The 20,260-nt window shown below is 65.1% G+C and carries 20 protein-coding genes and 1 tRNA gene; 14 read left to right on the forward strand and 7 right to left on the reverse strand.

Annotated elements, in window-relative coordinates; all coding sequences use genetic code 11:
• The first annotated feature begins 2 nt into the window (after window positions 1–2).
• The 4 genes from AC20117_RS02730 to AC20117_RS02745 all read left to right on the forward strand — a co-directional run bounded on the left by AC20117_RS02730 (window position 3) and on the right by AC20117_RS02745 (window position 3,168).
• Entirely contained in the window at window positions 3–947 is a 945-nt protein-coding gene (locus AC20117_RS02730) for a metallophosphoesterase (RefSeq protein ID WP_074701089.1), read from the forward strand.
• Between the two features lie 149 nt (window positions 948–1,096).
• Window positions 1,097–1,170: transfer RNA gene (locus AC20117_RS02735), tRNA-Pro, on the forward strand.
• A gap of 102 nt (window positions 1,171–1,272) precedes the next feature.
• Window positions 1,273–2,430 (forward strand): FAD-dependent monooxygenase, encoded by a 1,158-nt coding sequence (locus AC20117_RS02740; protein ID WP_074701088.1) that lies wholly within the window; start codon window positions 1,273–1,275, stop codon window positions 2,428–2,430.
• A 60-nt stretch (window positions 2,431–2,490) separates the two neighbouring features.
• The gene (locus tag AC20117_RS02745) at window positions 2,491–3,168 is read left to right on the forward strand and encodes a hypothetical protein (RefSeq protein ID WP_074701087.1); all 678 of its coding nucleotides are present in this window, start codon (window positions 2,491–2,493) and stop codon (window positions 3,166–3,168) included.
• On the opposite strand, the gene AC20117_RS02750 is transcribed toward AC20117_RS02745, so the two are convergent.
• Both AC20117_RS02750 and purD read right to left on the reverse strand, forming a co-directional pair.
• The gene (locus tag AC20117_RS02750) at window positions 3,146–4,108 is read right to left on the reverse strand and encodes a phosphoribosylaminoimidazolesuccinocarboxamide synthase (RefSeq protein WP_074701086.1); all 963 of its coding nucleotides are present in this window, start codon (window positions 4,106–4,108) and stop codon (window positions 3,146–3,148) included. The genes AC20117_RS02745 and AC20117_RS02750 overlap by 23 nt on opposite strands.
• On the reverse strand, window positions 4,105–5,415 hold the full coding sequence (gene purD / locus AC20117_RS02755; protein WP_074701085.1) for a phosphoribosylamine--glycine ligase: 1,311 nt from the start codon (window positions 5,413–5,415) through the stop codon (window positions 4,105–4,107). Before purD ends, AC20117_RS02750 begins: the two co-directional genes overlap by 4 nt.
• Before the next feature lie 79 nt (window positions 5,416–5,494).
• Here purD and AC20117_RS02760 point away from each other — a divergent pair, with 79 nt between their 5' ends.
• The 6 genes from AC20117_RS02760 (at window position 5,495) to AC20117_RS02785 (ending at window position 10,641) form a co-directional block, all read left to right on the forward strand.
• Window positions 5,495–6,499: an asparaginase gene (locus AC20117_RS02760; RefSeq protein WP_074701084.1), complete on the forward strand. Its 1,005-nt coding sequence runs from the start codon at window positions 5,495–5,497 to the stop codon at window positions 6,497–6,499.
• A 23-nt stretch (window positions 6,500–6,522) separates the two neighbouring features.
• Window positions 6,523–6,909, forward strand: a complete 387-nt coding sequence (locus tag AC20117_RS02765; protein WP_074701083.1) for a sterol carrier family protein — start codon at window positions 6,523–6,525, stop codon at window positions 6,907–6,909.
• A 9-nt stretch (window positions 6,910–6,918) separates the two neighbouring features.
• Window positions 6,919–7,275, forward strand: a complete 357-nt coding sequence (locus AC20117_RS02770) for a hypothetical protein (RefSeq protein ID WP_074701082.1) — start codon at window positions 6,919–6,921, stop codon at window positions 7,273–7,275.
• 154 nt (window positions 7,276–7,429) lie between these two features.
• Entirely contained in the window at window positions 7,430–8,986 is a 1,557-nt protein-coding gene (gene purF / locus AC20117_RS02775) for an amidophosphoribosyltransferase (protein WP_074701081.1), read from the forward strand.
• Window positions 8,983–10,104, forward strand: coding sequence for a phosphoribosylformylglycinamidine cyclo-ligase (purM, locus tag AC20117_RS02780; protein WP_074701080.1), 1,122 nt, complete (start codon window positions 8,983–8,985; stop codon window positions 10,102–10,104). Before purF ends, purM begins: the two co-directional genes overlap by 4 nt.
• 33 nt (window positions 10,105–10,137) lie before the next feature.
• Entirely contained in the window at window positions 10,138–10,641 is a 504-nt protein-coding gene (locus AC20117_RS02785; protein WP_074701079.1) for a 2'-5' RNA ligase family protein, read from the forward strand.
• Window positions 10,642–10,712: 71 nt separating this feature from the next.
• Here AC20117_RS02785 and AC20117_RS02790 read toward each other — a convergent pair whose 3' ends face one another.
• A complete protein-coding gene (locus AC20117_RS02790) occupies window positions 10,713–10,940 on the reverse strand; it encodes a DUF3073 domain-containing protein (RefSeq protein WP_074701078.1) in 228 nt (75 codons plus the stop codon).
• Window positions 10,941–11,213: 273 nt separating this feature from the next.
• Between AC20117_RS02790 and AC20117_RS02795 the strand changes: the two genes are divergently transcribed.
• Complete coding sequence (locus AC20117_RS02795; RefSeq protein WP_074701077.1) at window positions 11,214–12,446, forward strand: septum formation family protein; 1,233 nt, start codon at window positions 11,214–11,216, stop codon at window positions 12,444–12,446.
• A gap of 89 nt (window positions 12,447–12,535) precedes the next feature.
• On the opposite strand, the gene clpB is transcribed toward AC20117_RS02795, so the two are convergent.
• Entirely contained in the window at window positions 12,536–15,136 is a 2,601-nt protein-coding gene (gene clpB / locus AC20117_RS02800) for an ATP-dependent chaperone ClpB (RefSeq protein WP_074703268.1), read from the reverse strand.
• Between the two features lie 237 nt (window positions 15,137–15,373).
• Between clpB and AC20117_RS02805 the strand changes: the two genes are divergently transcribed.
• Window positions 15,374–15,901, forward strand: a complete 528-nt coding sequence (locus tag AC20117_RS02805; RefSeq protein WP_074701076.1) for a GNAT family N-acetyltransferase — start codon at window positions 15,374–15,376, stop codon at window positions 15,899–15,901.
• A gap of 15 nt (window positions 15,902–15,916) precedes the next feature.
• Complete coding sequence (locus AC20117_RS02810) at window positions 15,917–16,519, forward strand: HutD/Ves family protein (protein WP_074701075.1); 603 nt, start codon at window positions 15,917–15,919, stop codon at window positions 16,517–16,519.
• A gap of 14 nt (window positions 16,520–16,533) precedes the next feature.
• Here AC20117_RS02810 and AC20117_RS02815 read toward each other — a convergent pair whose 3' ends face one another.
• Entirely contained in the window at window positions 16,534–17,106 is a 573-nt protein-coding gene (locus AC20117_RS02815) for a YceI family protein (RefSeq protein ID WP_074701074.1), read from the reverse strand.
• 241 nt (window positions 17,107–17,347) lie between these two features.
• Here AC20117_RS02815 and AC20117_RS02820 point away from each other — a divergent pair, with 241 nt between their 5' ends.
• The gene (locus AC20117_RS02820; protein ID WP_074701073.1) at window positions 17,348–17,818 is read left to right on the forward strand and encodes a pyridoxamine 5'-phosphate oxidase family protein; all 471 of its coding nucleotides are present in this window, start codon (window positions 17,348–17,350) and stop codon (window positions 17,816–17,818) included.
• A gap of 5 nt (window positions 17,819–17,823) precedes the next feature.
• Here AC20117_RS02820 and AC20117_RS02825 read toward each other — a convergent pair whose 3' ends face one another.
• Entirely contained in the window at window positions 17,824–18,273 is a 450-nt protein-coding gene (locus AC20117_RS02825; RefSeq protein WP_083339762.1) for a YccF domain-containing protein, read from the reverse strand.
• A gap of 117 nt (window positions 18,274–18,390) precedes the next feature.
• The gene (locus AC20117_RS02830; protein ID WP_074703267.1) at window positions 18,391–20,031 is read right to left on the reverse strand and encodes a DEAD/DEAH box helicase; all 1,641 of its coding nucleotides are present in this window, start codon (window positions 20,029–20,031) and stop codon (window positions 18,391–18,393) included.
• Window positions 20,032–20,260: the final 229 nt, after the last annotated feature.

Here is a 20,260-nt window from a genome sequence, read left to right on the forward strand (position 1 = left end):
CCATGGACGCTGAACACCTGCGCAAGCAGCTTCGCACTGCCGGCCACGTGGCACTTGGTGTCACGGCGGCCGGCAGTGCCGCCTTTGCCTACGGCAGCCTAATTGAGCGCAACCTCTTTGGCGTCCGTGAAGAAACCCTGGCCATCCTGCCGCCCGGACGCCGGCCGCTGAGGATCCTGCACCTTTCGGATATCCACATGACCCCCGGCCAGAAGCGGAAGCAACGGTGGCTGCGCTCCCTGTCATCCCTGGAGCCTGATCTGGTGGTCAATACCGGGGACAACCTCAGCCACCGCGAGGCCGTGGAACCGCTGCTCGAGGCACTCGCTCCCCTGCGCGACTTCCCTGGCGTCTTCGTCCCGGGCTCCAACGACTATTACGCGCCGGTACTGAAGAACCCCTTCGGCTACTTCGCAGGCCCGTCCGACCAGCCCGAGGACTACGCGGACCGGGAGCTGCCCTGGCGCCACATGCACGCCACCTTCAGCACCTCGGGCTGGATGGATCTGACCAACCGCCACCAGTCCATGGTGCTCCACGGGCTGCGGCTGGACTTCACCGGCGTCGATGACCCGCACCTTGAGCGCGACCGGTACACGGGCTATCCGCACGGTTCCTCGACCTCCGCGGAGGCAGACCATGTGCGCATCGCCGTGGCGCATGCCCCGTACCAGCGCGTGCTGGACTACTTCACCGCCGATGATCCCGACCTCATCCTGGCCGGCCACACCCACGGCGGCCAGGTCTGCATTCCGGGCTACGGCGCCCTGGTGAGCAACTGCGACCTTCCCACGTGGCGGGCCAAGGGCCTGACGTACTGGGAGCACGCGGGCCGCAGCGTGCCGTTGAACGTCTCCGCGGGGCTGGGCACGTCCCGCATGGCGCCGGTGCGTTTTGCCTGCCGCCCGGAGGCTGTTCTGCTGACCCTCACACCCCGCTCCGCCTGACGATTACGGGAGCCGTCCAGAGGCGGCCTGACCGCCGCAGACGGTGTGTCCAGCGTCACCGGCTCCCCGATTTCAGCTTTCGGCCCTTCTCCGCTATTCTTGAACAGTTGCTTTTGCTGCTGTGGACAACGACGGCGGAGCAAAGGTTTCGGGGTGTGGCGCAGCTTGGTAGCGCGCGTCGTTCGGGACGACGAGGTCGCAGGTTCAAATCCTGTCACCCCGACGAAACCAGCAGGAAAGGCCTCCGGCCGGCAGCAATGCCAGGCCGGGGGCCTTTCTTCTTGCCAGCTTGATCTTTCGGCCAAATACACAAAGTATTGGTTGCATGGGTGCAACTGAGCGCAAGGCAATCATCATCGGAGCCGGAATCGGCGGCCTGGCCACAGCCTTGGCCTTGCAGAACACGGACTGGAAGGTCCACGTGCTGGAACGCTCCGGCACCCTGTCCCCTTCGGGCACCGGCCTGTCCCTCTGGCCCAACGCCCTGGCCGCCTTGGAACGGCTCGGCGTCCTGGACGAGGTGCTGGCGGCCGCCGTTCCGGTCCGCGGCGACGTGCTGGACATGGACGGCAACCCGATCATGCTGCTAGAGCAGCTGGACGTCCGGCGCCGTTACGGTCTGCCCATCCAGATGATCCACCGCGCGGACCTCACCGCCATTCTGGCCAAGCCGCTGGCGGTCAACACGGTGCACCTGGGCCTCAACGCCGTCGGCTTCCAACCCGGATTTCCCAGAAGCACTGTCGAACTCGACAACGGCGGCCGGCAGAGCGCCGAACTGGTGGTCGGCGCGGAGGGGCTCTACTCGGTGGTCCGCCCCGCCTTGATCGGCCGGGATAAACCGCGCAGCTCGGGAACCACGGCCTTCCGCGGCGTATGCGATGCAGCGGGGCTAGACCTCGATTCCGTCCCGTGGGGCGAAATGTGGGGAGACGGCGGCGTTTTCGGTGCCACTCCCCTCTCCGGAAACCGCATCTACTGGTACGCCACCGCGCCCAACGAAGAGCTGGCAGCCGCCGGCCAGGACGGGTGGAAGATGACGGCGATCGAAAACTTCGCCCACTGGCACCCCGGTATCGAGTCAGTCCTGGACAAAACCGAGGAAAGCGCCATCATTGCGCACGAGCTATTTGACCGGAAGCCGGAGCCAGTCTGGTCCGGGCGTTCGGCCACGCTGGTCGGCGACGCGGCCCACCCCATGCTTCCCTTCCTCGGACAGGGCGCCTGCCAGGCGCTGGAAGACGCCGTCGCGCTGGCAGACGCGCTGGCGGGCAAGGATTCCATTGCGGACGGTTTGGTGGAATACGAATCGATCCGGGCGCCGCGCGCCAACGAAATAGTGGAACGCTCACGGTCCATGGCGCGCCTGGCCCAGCTGGACTCCGCGCCGCTACGCAAGGCACGCAACACCACCATGCGGCTGCTGCCCAAGGCCCTGCGGCTCCGGCGTCTCGACGCCGTGGTGGGCTACGAGGGGCATTGACTTACCTGCCGGTCCGTACTGCAATGGCTTAAAGGGCTGTGCAGTTAGGAGGTCCCGGCCATGAACCTGACGGACTACGGTCAACTGCTGCTTGCGGGCATGGCCGTCGTCGCCATCCTCACGGCGACCACGTGGGCTGCCGGGCGGGGAATCGACCGTCCGGATGACCTGGACAATACCTTCTGGTACGCCTTTGCCGGCCTCTCCTGCGCCCTGACGCTCGTCTTTCTGGCCTCGGCCCTCAGCGCCACCGCGGCGTCGGTCCTGATGGCCCTGCTGCTGCTGACGCTGGTGCCGGCAGGCCTGCACTTGCGCCGCCGGTGGCTGGCGGGCAGCCAGGCTGCGGGTACAAATGCCGCAGCGCCCTTGGCTGCACAGCATGATGCGCTGATCAAGCGGTGGCTGCAGTACGAGCTGGATCCGGCCGCCGCGGCCGCTGCCCCGGCTCTGAGCGACGCCGCCAATCCTGCAACTGCGGCGATGCTGCGCGGGATGCGGCGTGCCGAACTGCTGCGGCCTGAAAGAGGGCTGCAAGGAACAGGCGGATTCGGCCGTGGCAGCGAGGAGCTGGTGGCCTATGCCAGGGCTGTAACCGAATTCGGGCGGCTGCTCGCCGCCGCCGAGCGGGAGGCCGGAGTGACGGCTGACGAGGCGGCACACGTAATTGCCCGCCCCGTCAGCGAGCCTGGACCTGCAGGCCGCGTTCTGCCTGTGGTCAGGAGAACTGCCGGCCAGTGAGCCGCTCGTACGCCTCTACATAGCGGGCCCGGGTCTTCTCCACAATGTCCTCCGGCAGGGCCGGCGGCGGTGTGTCCGATGACTTGTCCCAGCCGGATTCCTCGGAGGTGAGCCAGTCCCGGACAAACTGCTTGTCGAAGGACGGCTGGGCCTGCCCGGGCGCATAAGTGGCCGCGTCCCAGAAGCGGGAGGAATCCGGTGTCAGGACCTCGTCGCCCAGGGTGATCTCCCCGGTTTCCGGATCCATCCCGAACTCCACCTTGGTATCAGCCAGGATGATGCCCCGTTCGCGGGCGATCTCCTCGGCGCGGCGGTAGATCTCCAGCGTCTTCTTGCTCAGCTGCGCGGCGATATCGTCGCCCACCATGGACACCACGGCGTCGTATGTAATGTTCTCGTCGTGTTCGCCCACTTCGGCCTTGGCCGAGGGCGTGAAGATGGCCGGCTCCAGGCGGGAACCGTCCACCAGCCCCTCGGGCAGCCGGATGGCGCAGACCGTGCGGGACTCGCGGTACTCCGCCAGGCCGGAGCCGGTGAGGTAGCCGCGGGCGATGCATTCCACCGGGAACATGTCCAGCTTCTTGCAGACCATCGCGCGGCCGGCAACGGCCTCGGGGACGTCGGTGGACACTACATGGTTGGCCACGCCCTGAAGCTGCTCGAACCACCACAGGCTCAGCTGGGTCAGGACCCGTCCCTTGTCCGGAATCGGCGTACTCAGCACATGGTCGTACGCGCTGATCCGGTCGCTGGCCACGACCAGCACTGTCTGCGCATCATCCATCGGATCCGGCAGCCGGTGCCGCGCCGCGGACTTGTTGTTGTTGTTGTTCTGTGCGGAGCCCTCGGCCGGCTGCGCGGGAATATACAGGTCGCGCACCTTGCCGGAGTACACGTGGGTCCAGCCGGGCAGCTCCAGGTGTTCGGGGTTGAAATTCATGCCAGATCCTTTGCTGCTGTTTCGTTTCGCTGGCCGGGCAGGACGATCTCGCCGTTGGCCGCCTTAAGTCCGATGTCCGTGCGGTGCTGTGAGCCGTCCAGGTGGATCAGTTCCACTCCGTCGTAGGCTTTTTCCCTCGCCTCCACCAGGTCTTCACCCAGGGCGACGACGGCGAGCACCCGCCCGCCGGCGCTGACCACCTTGCGGTGCTCATCCAGTGCGGTGCCCGCGTGGATCACGTGCACGTCCTCGAGTGCGTTGGCCTTCTTCAGGCCGCGGACCCGGTCACCCGTCCGGGGCTTGCCCGGGTAGTTCTCCGAAGCGACAACCACGGTCACGGCGCTGCGCTTGGACCAGTTCAGCTGTTCGGACGGGTCCAGCTCGCCCTTGGCCGCGGCGAGCAGCAGCCCGCCCAGCGGAGTGCGCAGCCTTGCCAGCACGGCCTGGGTCTCGGGGTCACCGAAGCGCGCGTTGAATTCGATCACGCGCAGGCCGCGGCTGGTCACGGCCAGGCCGCAGAACAGGACGCCGACAAAGGGCGTGCCGCGGTTGGCCATCTCGGTGATCGTCGGCATCGCCACGCGCGCCATGACCTCGTCCACGAAGCCGCGCGGCAGCCACTCCAGCGGCGTGTAGGCGCCCATGCCGCCGGTGTTCGGACCTTCGTCGCCGTCGTAAATCCGTTTGAAGTCCTGCGCCGGCACCAGCGGAACGGCCCGCTCGCCGTCGGAAATCACAAAGAGGGAGACCTCCGGGCCATCCAGGTATTCCTCGATCACCACTTCCCCGCCGGCGTCGAAGCAGGACTGCGCATGGGCCAGGGCCTCGTCGCGGTCCTCGGTGACCACCACGCCCTTGCCCGCGGCCAGACCGTCATCCTTAACCACATAGGGGGCGCCGAAGATGTCGAGCGCCGCGGCGGCTTCCTCCGCGTTGACGGCTACCCTGGCCATCGCGGTGGGCACGTTGGCCGCGGCCATGATCTGCTTGGCGAACGCCTTGGAGCCCTCAAGCCGGGCCGCTTCCTTACTCGGCCCGAAGACCGGAATGCCGGCTTCCCGCAACGGATCCGCCACGCCGGCCGCCAGCGGGGCCTCCGGTCCGATGACCACCAGGTCCGACTCCAGCCGCTGCGCGAGCGCCAGCACTGCTGCCGGGTCATTGGCGTCAATGTCGTAGGTGGGCACTATCTGCGCGATGCCCGCGTTTCCGGGCGCTGCATGCACCTCGGTCACGTAGGGGTCGGTCAGCAGGGCTCGGACAATTGCGTGCTCGCGGCCGCCGGGGCCAATCACAAGTACCTTCACAACGTCTAAGCGTACTGGGCGGGAGCGCGGTGCCCGAAGTTGTTTCAGCCGGCCTAAGCCGCCACCTAGACTTAGGGGCATGCCCGAAACCTTTAAAGCTGCCGACGCCGTCGAACTGGCAGTCGTGGAACGCAATGGCTTCATCGAGTCCCGCCACCTGGGCTCGGCCGTCGTGATGGCCGCGGACGGTTCCGTGGTCACCGAGCTCGGCGACATCGGCGCGCCGATCTTCCCGCGCTCCGCGCTCAAGCCCTTCCAGGCCCTTGCCTCGATGCAGTCCGGCGTCCCGCTGCGCGGCGTCCAGGTGGCCCTGGCCTGCGCGAGCCATACCGGTTCGCTGGAACATATGGACGTGGTCAACGGCATGCTCAAGGCCGCGGACCTCACGGACGAAGACCTCCAGTGCCCGGCCGCCTGGCCGCAGGACGAGACGGCGCGGGGCTGGCTGGTGCGCACCGACCGCGGCCGGCAGCGTGTCGCGTTCAACTGTTCCGGCAAGCACGCCGGGTTCCTGTGGGCCTGTGCGGAAAACGGCTGGGACACCAAGACGTACCTGGATCCGAACCACCCGCTGCAGCGCCGCGTGATGGAGATCATCGAGGAGTACACCGGCGAGCGGATCTCCCATCTGGCCACGGACGGCTGCGGCGCCCCGGTGCCTGCCGTGTCGCTGACCGGGCTGGCGCGCGCCGTCGGCAAGCTGGCCAAGGCCCCCTCGGACAAGAACGCGGATGCCCGCGCGGCCACGATCGCCACCGCGATGGTGGACTACCCCTGGGCGGTCCAGGGCCACGGCACGGAAAACACCGTAGTCATGGAGGACCTGGAGATCATCGCCAAGCTCGGCGCCGAAGGCGTCATGGTGATGGGTACCGACACGGGCGTCTCCGTTGCGGTGAAGATTCTCGACGGCGGCGCCCGGGCAGCGTCGCTGATTGGGCTCACGCTGCTGGCTGCCGCCGGCGCCCTCGACGCGGAGAAGGTCGGCCCGGTCCTGGAGAAAGTGGTCAAACCCGTGCTCGGCGGCGGCGAACCGGTGGGCCGGATCCGGCTCGCTGCTCCGGTGATGGCGCTGCTGGACTAAACCGGCCGGGAAGCGAAGAAAACATGGGATTACGACGGCGGATCGCAGCTGCCGAAGGCCACGTCGCCCTGAGCGCGTGGCTGGGCGGGGCAACGGACCGCAAAACGACCGCAACGGCCGTGCGGTTTTCGCTCGAGGAACTGGCGGAGCGCGCGCCGGGCAACAGCGTGGAAGTGCGCGTACCGCCGTTCGGCGTTACCCAGTGCATCGAGGGCCCGCGGCACACCCGCGGCACCCCGCCCAATGTGGTGGAATGCGACGGCGCCACCTGGCTGGGGCTGGTGACCGGCGCCGAGAACTGGAGCACCGCCGTCGAAAGTGGAAAGGTCTCTGCCTCGGGACTGCGGGCGGAACTGGCGGAGCTCCTGCCGCTCTTCGCTCCGGACCACGGCGCCACCGGCAGCCGGTAGGCTTGAAGCATGAGTTCCGAGCACGTTCCCGCTGAACCAGCCGAGCCCCGCGAGCCGGCCGGATCCAGTACCCCCAACCGTCGCGAGGTGCGGCTGCGCCGCGCACCCAAATTCGGACCCTTCATGGGCGCCGGAATTGTCCTCGGTATCATCGTGGCCGCCATTTCCGCCTACACAGGCCCGGAAAACGCGGAGTTCACGCGCAGCTCAATTTTCGGTTTCCTGGCCGTACTCTTCGGCATCGCCGGCATGCTCCTCGGCGCCCTGGTGGTCCTGGTGGTGGACCGGATCAGCATCAAGCGCAGCGAGAAAATGATGGCCGTGGAAACCCCGGAACAGGCCGACCCGGAACAAGAAGAGGACTGAGCCGGATTTAGCGACCTGCGGGCCGAATCCACAGTTCTTCCACAGTGCCGTTGCTCACGCTGGACCGCTCCGGCCCCAAGGACGGCGCGCCCGGCCGATGGTGGTTGCCGTAATCCGTTGCCCGGGTCCGTTATTAGCGTGAGACAATACTGGGGTGGCACGCGGTGACGGAAAACTTTCCCATGATCTTCTCCCCGGCGAAAAGGGACCCCAGGATGCCTGTGGCGTCTTCGGAGTCTGGGCCCCAGGCGAAGAAGTAGCAAAACTGACCTACTACGGACTGTACGCTCTGCAGCACCGCGGACAAGAGTCCGCGGGTATCGCCACGAGCGACGGCAAGCGCATCAACGTCTACAAGGACATGGGACTGGTGTCCCAGGTCTTCGACGAGACGACGCTGAACACGCTGAACGGCCATATCGCCGTCGGCCATTGCCGCTACTCCACTACGGGCGGCTCCACCTGGGCAAACGCGCAGCCCACCCTAGGCGCAACCGCTACGGGCACCGTGGCGCTGGCGCACAACGGCAACCTGACCAACTCAGCGGACCTCTACGACAAAGTCATCGAGAAATTCGGCAAGCCGGAGCGCGGCGAGCTGGCCCAGGGCAACACCACGGACACCGCCCTGGTGACCGCGCTGATGGCGGGCGAGCCGGGCCAAACCCTCGAAGAGCGCTCCATGGAGCTGCTGCCGAAACTGCGCGGCGCCTTCTGCTTCACCTACATGGACGAAGGAACCCTCTACGCGGCACGGGATGAGTCCGGTGTCCGCCCGCTGGTCCTCGGCCGGCTGGAACGCGGTTGGGTGGTCGCGTCCGAAACCGCTGCCCTCGACATCGTCGGTGCCTCGTTTGTACGCGAAGTCGAGCCCGGCGAGTTTATCGCCATCGACGAGAACGGCCTGCGCTCACAGCGCTTCGCGGAGAAGAAGCCCGCTGGCTGCGTCTTCGAATACGTCTACCTGGCCCGCCCGGATACCTCCATCAACGGCCGCAGCATCCACGCCGCACGCGTCGAGATGGGCCGCCGCCTGGCCAAGGAACACCCCGTTGACGCCGACCTGGTCATTCCGACGCCGGAATCCGGCACGCCGGCGGCCATCGGCTACGCCGAGGAATCGGGCATCCCCTACGGGCAGGGCCTGGTCAAGAACGCCTACGTCGGCCGGACCTTCATCCAGCCGAGCCAGACGATCCGCCAGCTGGGCATCCGGCTGAAGCTGAACCCGCTCCGCAGCGTGGTGCAGGGCAAGCGCCTGGTCGTCATCGACGACTCGATAGTCCGCGGAAACACCCAGCGGGCGCTGGTACGCATGCTCCGCGAAGCCGGCGCGGCAGAGGTCCACGTCCGGATCTCCTCACCGCCCATCAAATGGCCGTGCTTCTACGGCATCGACTTCGCCAGCCGGGCAGAACTGATCGCCAACGGAATCGGCGTGTCGGAAGTCCGCGCCTCACTTGGCGCCGACTCGCTGGGCTACATCTCCGAAAACGGCATGATCGAAGCCACCGAGCAGCCGCGCGAGAAGCTGTGCACTGCCTGCTTCACCGGCGAATACCCGATCGAGCTGCCGGATGCCAGCCGCCGCGGCAAGAACCTGCTGGAACGGCCGAATGCCGACGAACAGGAGCACGGTTCCTGCGACCCGGGCCCGGACTCGGATTTGGAAAACCTCCTGACTGACGATGACAAGAAAGAGCGAGTATGACCTCCCCTGACCTGGGCGCCAGCCAGATCACCTATGCCAGCGCCGGCGTTGACGTTGAAGCCGGCGACAAAGCCGTTGAGCTGATGAAGGGTGCCATCAAGGCCACCCACAACACCAACGTCATCGGCGGGGTCGGCGGGTTCGCCGGGCTCTACGATGTCTCCGCGCTGCTGAAGTACCGCAAGCCCCTGCTGGCCACTTCCACCGACGGCGTCGGCACCAAGGTCGCCATCGCGCAGGCCATGGACATCCATGACACGATTGGCTTTGACCTGGTCGGCATGGTCGTGGACGACATCGTCGTAGTCGGCGCCGAACCGCTGTTCATGACGGACTACATCGCCTGCGGCAAGGTTGTCCCCGAGCGCATCGCCGACATCGTCCGCGGCATCGCCGCCGCCTGCGAGGTCGCAGGTACCGCCCTGGTCGGCGGCGAAACGGCCGAGCACCCCGGCCTGCTGGGTGAACACGAGTACGACGTCGCGGGCGCCGCCACCGGCGTGGTGGAAGCAGACAACCTGCTGGGACCGGACCGGGTCAAGGACGGGGACGTGGTCATCGCCATGGCTTCCTCGGGCATCCATTCCAATGGCTATTCGCTGGTCCGCCGCGTGATCAACCACGCCGGCTGGGCCCTTGACCGCCAGGTCTCCGAACTGGGCCGCACCCTTGGCGAGGAGCTGCTTGAGCCGACCAAGGTTTACGCAGCGGACTGCCTCGATCTGGCACGGTACGAGGCGGCCGGCGTGCACGGCTTCAGCCACGTGACCGGCGGCGGTCTCGCTGCCAATCTGGCGCGCGTGCTGCCGCAGGGCCTGATGGCCACCGTGGACCGTTCCACCTGGGAACTGCCCGCCATCTTCAAACTGGTCGCCCAGCTGGGCAATGTCCCGCAGGCAGACCTGGAACGCACCCTGAACCTCGGGGTGGGCATGGTTGCCATCGTGGACCCTGCCGGCGCCGATGCCGCACTCGCACGGCTGAACGAGCGCGGCATGACCGCGTGGGCCATGGGTACCGTGGGTGCTGTTGACGGCTCGCTGTCCGGGCCGGACTTCGTCCAGGGTGCCAAGGGCGTCGACGGCGGAGCCGTGCACCTCGTCGGCAACTACGCATAGCCTCACCTGCGTCCCGGGTGCCAGACTGGGCACATGGGAGCATTCGTCGTCGTTGTTTTTGTGCAACCGGTTGCTGCCGGTCTCACGTTCGAGCGTTCGCGATGGCCGCTGCATATAACCTTGGCGCGCTTTGACGCGAAAGAAAACGCCGACGTCGTCATGGGCCGCCTCGGTCCGGCGCTGACCCCTCACCTGGGCTTCCGGGTGCGGATCGGCGGGGACGACTATTTCGGCCGCAACGGGACTGTGCACGTCTCGCTGGTGGAACCGGAAACCCGGCTCCAGCGCCTACATGAGGAATGTCTTGCTGCCGTTGGTTCCGATGCGCATCTGATGAGCCCGCACCACACCGGCAAACATTTCCGGCCGCATGTCAGCCATACCGTGGGCCGGCTTCAGCCCGGCGACGAGGTTGCGGTGCGGCAGGCGGCATTGGTGGACATGCGCCCGGACTCGGACAGCCGGTTCCGCCGGGTCCTCGGAGTTTGGGATAGTGACGCGGAGGCCGGCACAAACCCGCCCTTAAACGCCTCTTAGCGGCGTGCCTTGGCACGCCGCTAAGAGATGAGATTCAATACTGAAAGTGCCGGCAACTGGCCCGGCGACGCTCAGCCGATGCGGCGAGTTTCCTCGTCCTCATCGTCGAATTGATCTGCGTATTTGTCCTCATACGCCGAATAGTCCGGCTCAGCCGGTTCCTCCGGATACCGGCTGGAGGCACTACTCTTAGACGCTGCGAGCTCGCGCTGCAGCGCCGTGTAGTCAGTGTTCGGGGTGAAATACTTCATCTCCCGAGCCTGCTTGGTTGCTTTTGCCTTTTGACGGCCGCGCCCCATGGCGTGACCCCCTTTATCGCCTCGATCCGGAGGTGGTCGCTCGGGCGACGAGCGAGGCCCCGGAATGTTTGATCAATTCTGTCGTATATCTAGGGTACATGCTTTCTTCGGGTCCCGTTGCCGCAGCACAGGCACCGAAGTTCGCAAAATCCGGCCCGTCACAGCCCGGTCGGGTCGCGATAACCTGCATTGGCGCCTGATAGTTGGCTAAAGTCGGGAGTAACGGACATTTCCGCAGAGCGCGCGGCAGGTATCAGGAAGGCAAGTTTCCCCATGAGCGAACAAGGCAAAAAGCCAGACGACGCCGCCCCGGCGGCCGAACCGGAGGCTGATGCCGCGCCCGTCGCGGAGCCGGAGCTGGAGACGAACCCCGAAGAGCTGAAGTTCCCGGAGCCCACGCTCGACCATGCCCAGATCGGCGATGATGCCGCGCAGGAAGCCGAACTTGATGCCGTTGCCGCCGAAACGGAAGCTGCTGCCCAGGAAGCCGCAGCGGTCGGTCAGCAACTCGGTCGCGGCCAAAGCACGGATGTTCCGGCGACAGCGGCAGGCACCGCACCTGCCGGCGCGGCGGCCGGCGATACAGCGGCCGCGTCCGGCGGCGAAACTAACGCGGGCCTGAGCCTGGAAGCGGCCTCGCCCCAGCCGCAATGGGCCCCGGAGGCCACCGATGACAAACAATGGGACCGGATCTTCGACGCGGTCCAGGTTTCCGCCGCGGCACAGCATCCAGAAGGCGGCGCCCCTGCCTCCGAGGAAAGAGCCGCCGACGCCGGCTCACCTGTCCCGGCAGAAGGCAACGCCGAGCCGCAGCCCCGCGCAGCCACTCCCCCGCCCACGGAGAATCCCGGCGCCGTACCGCCGTCGCAATGGACTCCTGCTCTGGGAAATTCCGACGGCGAGACTCCGCAGAACACGTGGTATTCGGTCGGTCAGCCGCCCTCCGGAAAGAAGCCGGCAGCAGCCGCCGGTCCCGCCGACAGGCCACGAGGCAAAGCTCTGCTGTTCATCGGCCTCGGCATTGTCGCCGCCATCGTGATTATCGTGGTGATCATCATCAGCCTGCTCAACAGGGGCGGCGAACCAACGAGTACCGCCACAAGCTCGTCGCCGGCCGCTGCGAAGGAGTCGCCAGGCGCGGACGGGATCATCGCCGAGGACGTTTCGCCGTTCGACTTCGAAGAGGGCCAGTGCTTCATCGACTTCGAAGCGGCCACGCAGAATGCGACCGTCGTCAGCTGCGAAACCCCGCACGCTGCGCAGCTCGTCGGCACGTACTTCTACGAGGAAGCCGACGAGTTCCCGGGCAAGGACGAACTCAATGTTCAGGCCGAGGAATTCTGTTCAGCAATCGAACTGAATGACAATGCGGACGAGTACCAGAACCTGCGCAATTCGTACGGTATGCCGTCGGAAGGCACCTGGCAGGAAGGCGACCGCCGCATCGACTGCTTTGTCATCTCTGACGAAGGAAACAACATCTCGGCGTCGCTCATCGGCGAATAACCTCTTCGGCGCCGAAGACAACCAGCATAGAAGCAGGAGAGCCTGCCCCATGACCGGGGCAGGCTCTCCTGCTTTACGCAGGGGCGGTGCTACTTCGCCCGGACCGTCAGGCCTTCGGCACCACCTTCGAGGGAGGCCTCGGCGACGTCTACCAGGACGGTGTCCCCATCCGAGATGTCACCGGAGAGCAGTCCGCGAGCCAACCGGTCGCCGATCTCCCGCTGGACCAGGCGGCGCAGCGGACGGGCGCCGTACGCCGGATCGAAGCCGGTCAACGCCAGCCACTCGCGGGCGCCGTCGGTTACCTCCAGAGTCAGCCGGCGCTCATTGAGCCGGGCCGCGAGCGACTGCACCTGCAGATCCACGATCCGGGACAGCTCTTCGATGCTCAGCGGATCAAACATGATCACGTCATCCAGCCGGTTCAGGAATTCCGGTTTGAAGCTCGCGTTGACCACCTTCATAACCGCCTCGCGCTTCTGCCCGTCGTCCAGCATCGGGTCCACCAGGAACTGGGAACCCATGTTGGAGGTCAGCACCAGGATCACGTTGCGGAAGTCCACGGTGCGGCCTTGGCCGTCGGTGAGCCGTCCGTCGTCGAGCACCTGGAGCAGGATGTCGAATACTTCCGGATGTGCCTTCTCGACTTCGTCCAGCAGTACCACGGAGTACGGCCGGCGGCGGACAGCTTCGGTCAACTGGCCGCCTTCTTCGTAACCAACATAGCCCGGAGGGGCACCAACCAGGCGGGACACGGAATGCTTCTCCGAGTACTCGCTCATGTCGATCCGGACCATAGCGCGCTCGTCGTCGAACAGGAAGTCCGCCAGCGCCTTGGCCAGCTCGGTCTTACCCACGCCCGTGGGCCCCAGAAACAGGAACGATCCCGTGGGCCGGTCCGGATCACTGATGCCCGCGCGGGCACGTCGGACCGCATCGGACACTGATGCTACCGCCTTCGTCTGGCCGATCAGGCGGCCGCCGATGAACTGTTCCATCTGGAGCAGCTTCTGCGACTCCCCCTGCAGCATGCGCCCGGCAGGAATTCCCGTCCACGCCGAAATGACCTCGGCGATGTCATCCGCCCCGACTTCCTCGGACACCATGAGTTCAGGTGCTTCCGTCTCGGTTTCGGCTGCTTGGGCGGCATCCAGGTCCTTCTGCAGGGCCGGGATTTCGCCATAGAGGATACGAGAGGCCTCGGCCAGATCGCCGTCGCGCTGGGCCTTGTCCGCGAGGCTCCGCAACTCGTCGAGTTTCGCCTTCAGGTCGCCGACTCGGTTCAAACCGGCTTTCTCGGCTTCCCAACGGGCATTGAGGGCAGCCAACTGCTCCTTTTTGTCGGCCATGTCCGCGCGCAAAGCCTCGAGCCGCTCCTGCGACGCCACGTCCGTTTCATCGGCAAGGGCCAGTTCTTCCATGGTGAGCCGGTCGACGGCACGGCGGAGCTGGTCGATTTCCTCGGGAGCTGAGTCGATTTCCATCCGCAGCCGGGAGGCGGCTTCGTCCACCAGGTCGATCGCCTTGTCCGGCAGCTGCCGGCCGGCGATGTAGCGGTTGGACAAGGTAGCAGCAGCGACCAGCGCCGAGTCGGCAATGGAGACCTTATGGTGTGCTTCGTAACGTTCCTTCAGACCGCGCAGGATGCCGATGGTGTCATCCACGCTGGGCTCCCCTACATACACCTGCTGGAAGCGGCGCTCCAAGGCCGGATCCTTCTCCACGTTCTCGCGGTATTCATCCAGCGTGGTGGCACCGATCATGCGCAGCTCGCCACGGGCCAGCATGGGCTTGAGCATGTTGCCGGCATCCATGGATCCTTCTGACGCGCCGGCCCCGACGACGGTGTGGAGTTCGTCGATGAAGGTAACGATCTGTCCGTCCGAGTTCTTGATTTCCTCCAGCACGGCCTTGAGCCGTTCCTCGAATTCACCGCGGTATTTGGCACCGGCCACCATCGAGCCCAGGTCGAGGCTGATCAGCGTCTTGCCCCGCAGGGACTCCGGAACATCGCCGGCAACTATCCGCTGCGCCAGCCCTTCCACCACGGCAGTCTTCCCGACGCCCGGCTCACCAATCAGTACCGGGTTGTTCTTCGTCCGGCGGGAGAGAACCTGGACAACACGCCGAATCTCGGCGTCGCGGCCGATTACGGGATCCAGTTTGCCCGAGCGTGCAATGGCGGTCAGGTCCACGCCAAACTTCTCCAGCGCCTGGAAAGTGTTTTCCGGGTCCGCACTGTCCACCTTGCGGTCACCGCGCACGCCGGACAATGCCGCCCGCAGTGCTTCATGCGAGGCGCCGGCATTCTGCAGGATCTTCCCTGTGGCAGCCGAGTCAGCGGCCAGCCCCAGCAGCAGGTGTTCGGTAGATATGTAGGAGTCGCCCAGCCTCTCGGCCTCCTGCTTCGCCACATTGATGACCTGCAGTATGCCCCGCGAGTACTGTGCCTGGGCCACCGAAGTCCCGGACGAAGCCGGCAGGGCTTTGATGGCAGAACTGGCTTGGACGCTGACCGCATCAGGATCAGAGCCCGCGGCTTTCAAAAGTGCGACGGCGACACCTTCACGCTGATCCATCAGCGCCTTGAGCAGGTGCGCTGGTTCGACCTGGGGGTTACCCACCGTCGAAGCATTCATGGCAGCGGAGGAGAGAGCCTCCTGGCTCTTGGTAGTGAATTTGGCGTCCAACATGAGCTCCCTTCCTTAGGCTGTTAGTGCATAGCCTCAACGCAACTAAGTTGAGTGTAATACGCTCAACTTTGAAAGTAAAGTTATCCACAGCCCTCCGGGGTTCCGGCCCTTCTATCGTGGCACCGGAAAACAGGTACGTGAAGGGAACCTCTTGGATTGCTAGGACGGCACCCTGAGCACGGGGCTACGCTGGTGGCATGGCAAGAATTTCGGCAAGGCCGCGGCAGGCAGGCGATGGAAACGACCCTGCAGACTGAGCGCCTGATCCTCAACCGGCCGCGGGGCGAGGACGTGGACGCCATGTTCCGGATCCTCTCCGACCGGCGGACTACCCGGCACAATCCTGGCGACACGCTGGGCTGGCGCGAGGAAGCGGAAGGATTGTTCGCGCATTGGGAGGACCAGTGGGACCGCCACGGCGTGGGGTACTTCGCCGTCCGGTTGCCTGAACGCACCGATCCGATCGGTTTCGCCGGCGTCAAGCATGTACTGCTCGACGACCGTCCCGTCCTCGATCTGTACTACCGGCTGGAATACCGGTCCTGGGGAAAAGGCTACGGGACGGAAGCAGTCCGCGCCGTCGTCGTGCATGTGAACGAACTGTTGGAACTGCCGCCCATCATGGCCCGAGTCAAGCCCCGCAATGTCGCCTCAGCAAAAATTGTTGCGGGTTTGGGTTTCATACGGGCACCCGGCCTGGACTTGTCCGCCGATGACGAGCATGAAGACGTCTATGTGCTGAACTGGGACAGACAGCTCTGACCGACAAAGGAAATCATGCGCATCATTGAATTCGCGTCGTTAAAAGTGCAGCCCTGGCGCAATGGCGGCGGCGTTACACGTGAGATTGCGCTGGGCGGCACGGCAACGGAACCGGCGTGGCGGCTGAGTATCGCCGACGTCACGGCGGCCGGTGCCTTCTCCGCTTTCCCCGGGATGGAGCGCACGTTCACCGTGATCGAGGGGGACGTTGTTGAACTGACGGTCGATGGCATTGCGCGTCGGCTGGAGCGATTCCGCCCCTTTAGATTCGACGGCGGCAGCACTACCTCATGTGCGCTTCCCACCGGTGACTGCCGTGCCCTGAACGTCATGACCCGCCGGGATTCCTTCGGGGCCGGCGTCCTCATTGCAGAGCTATCCAAGAAGCAGCCCCTGCCCCTCCAGCCGGACCAGTTCCTGGTGCTGTTGCAGGGACAGGCACAGGTCCTGGATGGGACGGTTACGCGGACCTTGGCGCCATTCGACACCGTCGCCGGCAGCAGTCTGGAGGATGAGACAGCCGCGGCGGTACCGGGCGAACCGCAAGACAATGTTCCGTCCCCGCCCGAAATCAGTGGCCGAGGCTTCGCCGCCCTGGTGTCGGTCTTCGCCCTGTAGCGTGGCCAGGCGGCCTATCCGCCGCCGTCGGAATTGTTTTCGACCTTTACCGCGGAGACCTCGAATTCAAGCACAATCCGGTCGGACACGAGTACCCCGCCGGAGTCCATGGCGGTGTTCCATTTAACGCCGAAATCCTGGCGGTTGATCCGGCGCGTTCCTTCGAAACCGGCGCGCAGTTGTCCGCCCGGATCCCGTTCGACACCGACGAACTCGATGGGAATGGAAATCTGCTTGGTGATGCCGCGGATGGTGAGGTCCCCGTTGACGATGAAATTGCGATCGTCCACCTGGTCGATCTGTGTGCTGGCGAAGGTGATTTCGGGGTAATTCGGTGCATCGAAAAAGTCGTTGGTCCGCAGGTGTCCGTCCCGCTGTTCACTGCGCGTATCAATGCTGGCTACTTTGATGGTGAGCTGGACTGACGAATTGGACGGATTCTCCACATCCGCATGGATGACCCCGTCAAACTCGTTGAACGCACCCCGTACTTTGGTGACCATAGCGTGCCGGGTGGAAAATCCGATGCGGGTATGGGCCGGATCAAAGCGCCAGTCTCCGGACATGTCGGCCGTGAGCTCAGACATTGCTGCCTCCTGAATATAGGGCACAGGCACTGCCTCCCCAGGCAGATGGACGTGTCCGGCCCATGAGTAAATAGCCTCAGCGGCTATGCAGGTAATTCCAGCACATCCGCAGGCAGATTGCACCTGTTTTCCACGATGAATGATGCTGGTCATGTCGCTGTTCCTGCATCCCCTGCAATGGCTCGCAAGATCGCGCTGACGGGGCTATCTTAGTAACCTCCAGCTCAAATAGACTGTGGTTATGACGGCACTAGAGGCATCCCACAGCATCGAGAACCTTTCGTCCAGCGAGTGCTGGGAAATGTTCCGCAGCACCGATTTCGGCCGGCTCGCAGTAGTTGTGGAAGGGCATCCGGAGATTTTTCCGATCAACTACGTTGTCGATCATGGCTCCCTGGTATTCCGCACCGCGCCGGGCACGAAGCTGGATGGCGCACTGTCCGGAGTAAACGTCGCCTTTGAGACGGATGGCTACAACCCGGCGACCAATATGGCTTGGAGCGTGATCCTCAAGGGACCCGCTGAGCGCCTGAGCAGCATCGAAGATGTCCTGGCCTCGTCCATGCTGCCGCTGTTTCCTTGGCAGGGCGGCGAGAAGAACAACTTTATCCGGGTTGTCCCCTCCGACATCACCGGTCGGCGCTTCCGCGTGCAGTCCGTGGCACGTCGCAATTCCGGGCTTAGCGATGCACGCCGGCTCAACGTCGAATAGTCGCTCTAGCGCCCGTACCCCTGGTACTGCCTGTCGTAACCGATGACCGGGTACTGCTTGTCATAGCCGATGAACGGACGGTCCGTGGGCACGATTTCCTTGCCCAGCGGGGTCAGGGATACCGGAATCATCTTCAGGTTGGCGATCGCCATAGGGATACCGATGATCGTCACCGCCTGCGCGATAGCGGTTGCCACGTGCCCGATGGCGATCCAGATCCCGGCCACCAGGATCCAGATGATGTTGCCTAGCGTCGACATGACATAAGTGCGGCCGCCTTTGTCGACCACCTTTCTGCCGAACGGCCACAGCGCGTACCCCGCAATGCGGAAGGACGCGATGCCGAAGGGAATGGTGATGATCAGCGCGCAGCAGATGATGCCGGCCAGGAAATACCCCGCAGCCAGCCAGATGCCGCCCAGCAGCAGCCAGATGATATTCAGTATTGCCCTCATACCACCCATTCTGGCGGCTGCAGCCAATATGCGCCATCAGGTAAGGCCCTGACCAGCCCCTCATTCGGGGTTGGTCAGGGCCTTGGCTGGCGCGCTGGTTGAGCGCCGCTGAAGGATCTAGCGGCTGCGGCGGGCGTTGCTGGCCGGTGCCGAAGCGCGGCGATTGCCGCGGCGCGGAGCGGACGAGGGCGCCTGACCGAGGCCGCGGCCCTCTCCGCGGGCGCTGGATGACTGCTGTCCGCCAGTAGATCCTGCGGCACGCTGTCCGGTGGCCCGCTGTCCTGTGGCCGGACGGCGCGAACGGCCCGGCTGAGCTACATCGGCGTCAGCACGGCGGCCACCCGGCGCAGCGGTATTGCGCGCTGCGGGTCCGCGGCCGGCGTTGTCCGCCGCAGTTGCGCGTCCCGTTCCGCCAGCGGATACACCGGCAGTTCGGCCGCGGCCGCCCTGCGACCGGGCAGCGCGCTTGCGCTGGGCATTGGCTCCAGTGGACTTGCCCTGCTTAGGGGCAGCACCACGGTGGGCGGCTTTGGCATCCATCGCCGCCCGGCGGGCCACCGGATCCACCGGGGCTGCGACGTCTCCGACAAGTTTGGCCACCAGCGGAGAGGAAGCGGTCACGGATTCAAAGGCTACGTCAACGCCGGCAGCCTTCATCAGCTTGCCGACTTCGAGCTTCTGGTCCGGAATCACGATGGTGACAACCGTGCCGTCAGTGCCGGCACGAGCGGTACGGCCGGAACGGTGCAGGTAAGCCTTGTGCTCCGTGGGCGGGTCCACGTGAACGACGAGTTCGATCTCGTCAACATGCACGCCGCGGGCGGCTACGTCAGTGGCGACCAGGACCCGGACGTCGCCCGAGGAGAACTCGGCCAGGTTCCGGTCGCGCGCATTCTGCGAAAGGTTTCCGTGCAGATCTACTGCGGGAATGCCTGAATCGGTCAGGGTCTTGGCCAGCTTGCGCGCGTGGTGCTTGGTGCGGGTGAACAGGATACGGCGGCCGGCGCCGGACGCCAGCGCCTTCACCAACTGCTTCTTCACGGTCTGGTCCGGCGAGACCAGCACATGGTGTTCCATGGTGCTGACGGCTGCCTGCGGATTGTCCACGGAATGGGTCAGGGGGTTGGACAGGTAGCGCTTCACGAGCTTGTCCACGCCGTTGTCCAAGGTGGCGGAGAACAACATGCGCTGGCCCTGGCTCGGAGTGGTGTCAAGCAGGCGCTGGACCACGGGGAGGAAACCCAGATCCGCCATGTGGTCCGCTTCGTCGAGGACGGTGATTTCTACCGACTCCAGCGTGAGGATCTTCTGCTTCATCAGGTCCTCGAGACGACCCGGGCAGGCGACCACGATATCGATGCCGGCGCGCAGCGCTTTTTCCTGCCGCTGCTGCGAGACGCCGCCGTAGATCACGGTGGTGTTCAGGCCCATTTCGCGGGCCAGCGGTTCGATAGTCGCGTTGATCTGAGTAGCCAACTCGCGGGTGGGAGCGAGCACCAGGCCAAGCGGACGGCCGGGCTTACGGCGGTAGGCTGCTTCCTGCTCGGCCAGCCGGGAAACCAGCGGCAGGGCAAAAGCGAGCGTCTTTCCGGATCCGGTGCGGCCCCGGCCAAGGACGTCGCGTCCGGCCAGTGTGTCCGGGAGGGTTTCTACCTGGATCGGGAACGGTTCGGTGATGCCGCTGCCGGTCAACGAGGTGACGAGCGGCGAGGGAACTCCGAGCTGCTTAAAAGAGCGCACGGCAGTAGAGGTAGTCATGAGAGTAATCAGGTACTTTCGGTCAGTGTCCCCGGCACCGGCATGGCCCAGGGTTTCGCCGAAGAAAATCATCAGACAGAGTCAACCGCTCGGCTTCTTACCTGTTGGTCAGGACTTCTGGAGAAGCGATGGAACTGCGGGAGAAATGTGAAAGCGTTCATCGACGCAGGGAACGTACACCAATGCACGCTCCAAGTAAGTCAAGTTTACCAGCCCCACGGCAACATCC

Origin of the sequence: Arthrobacter crystallopoietes (assembly GCF_002849715.1) — a bacterium.
GTDB lineage: Bacteria > Actinomycetota > Actinomycetes > Actinomycetales > Micrococcaceae > Crystallibacter > Crystallibacter crystallopoietes.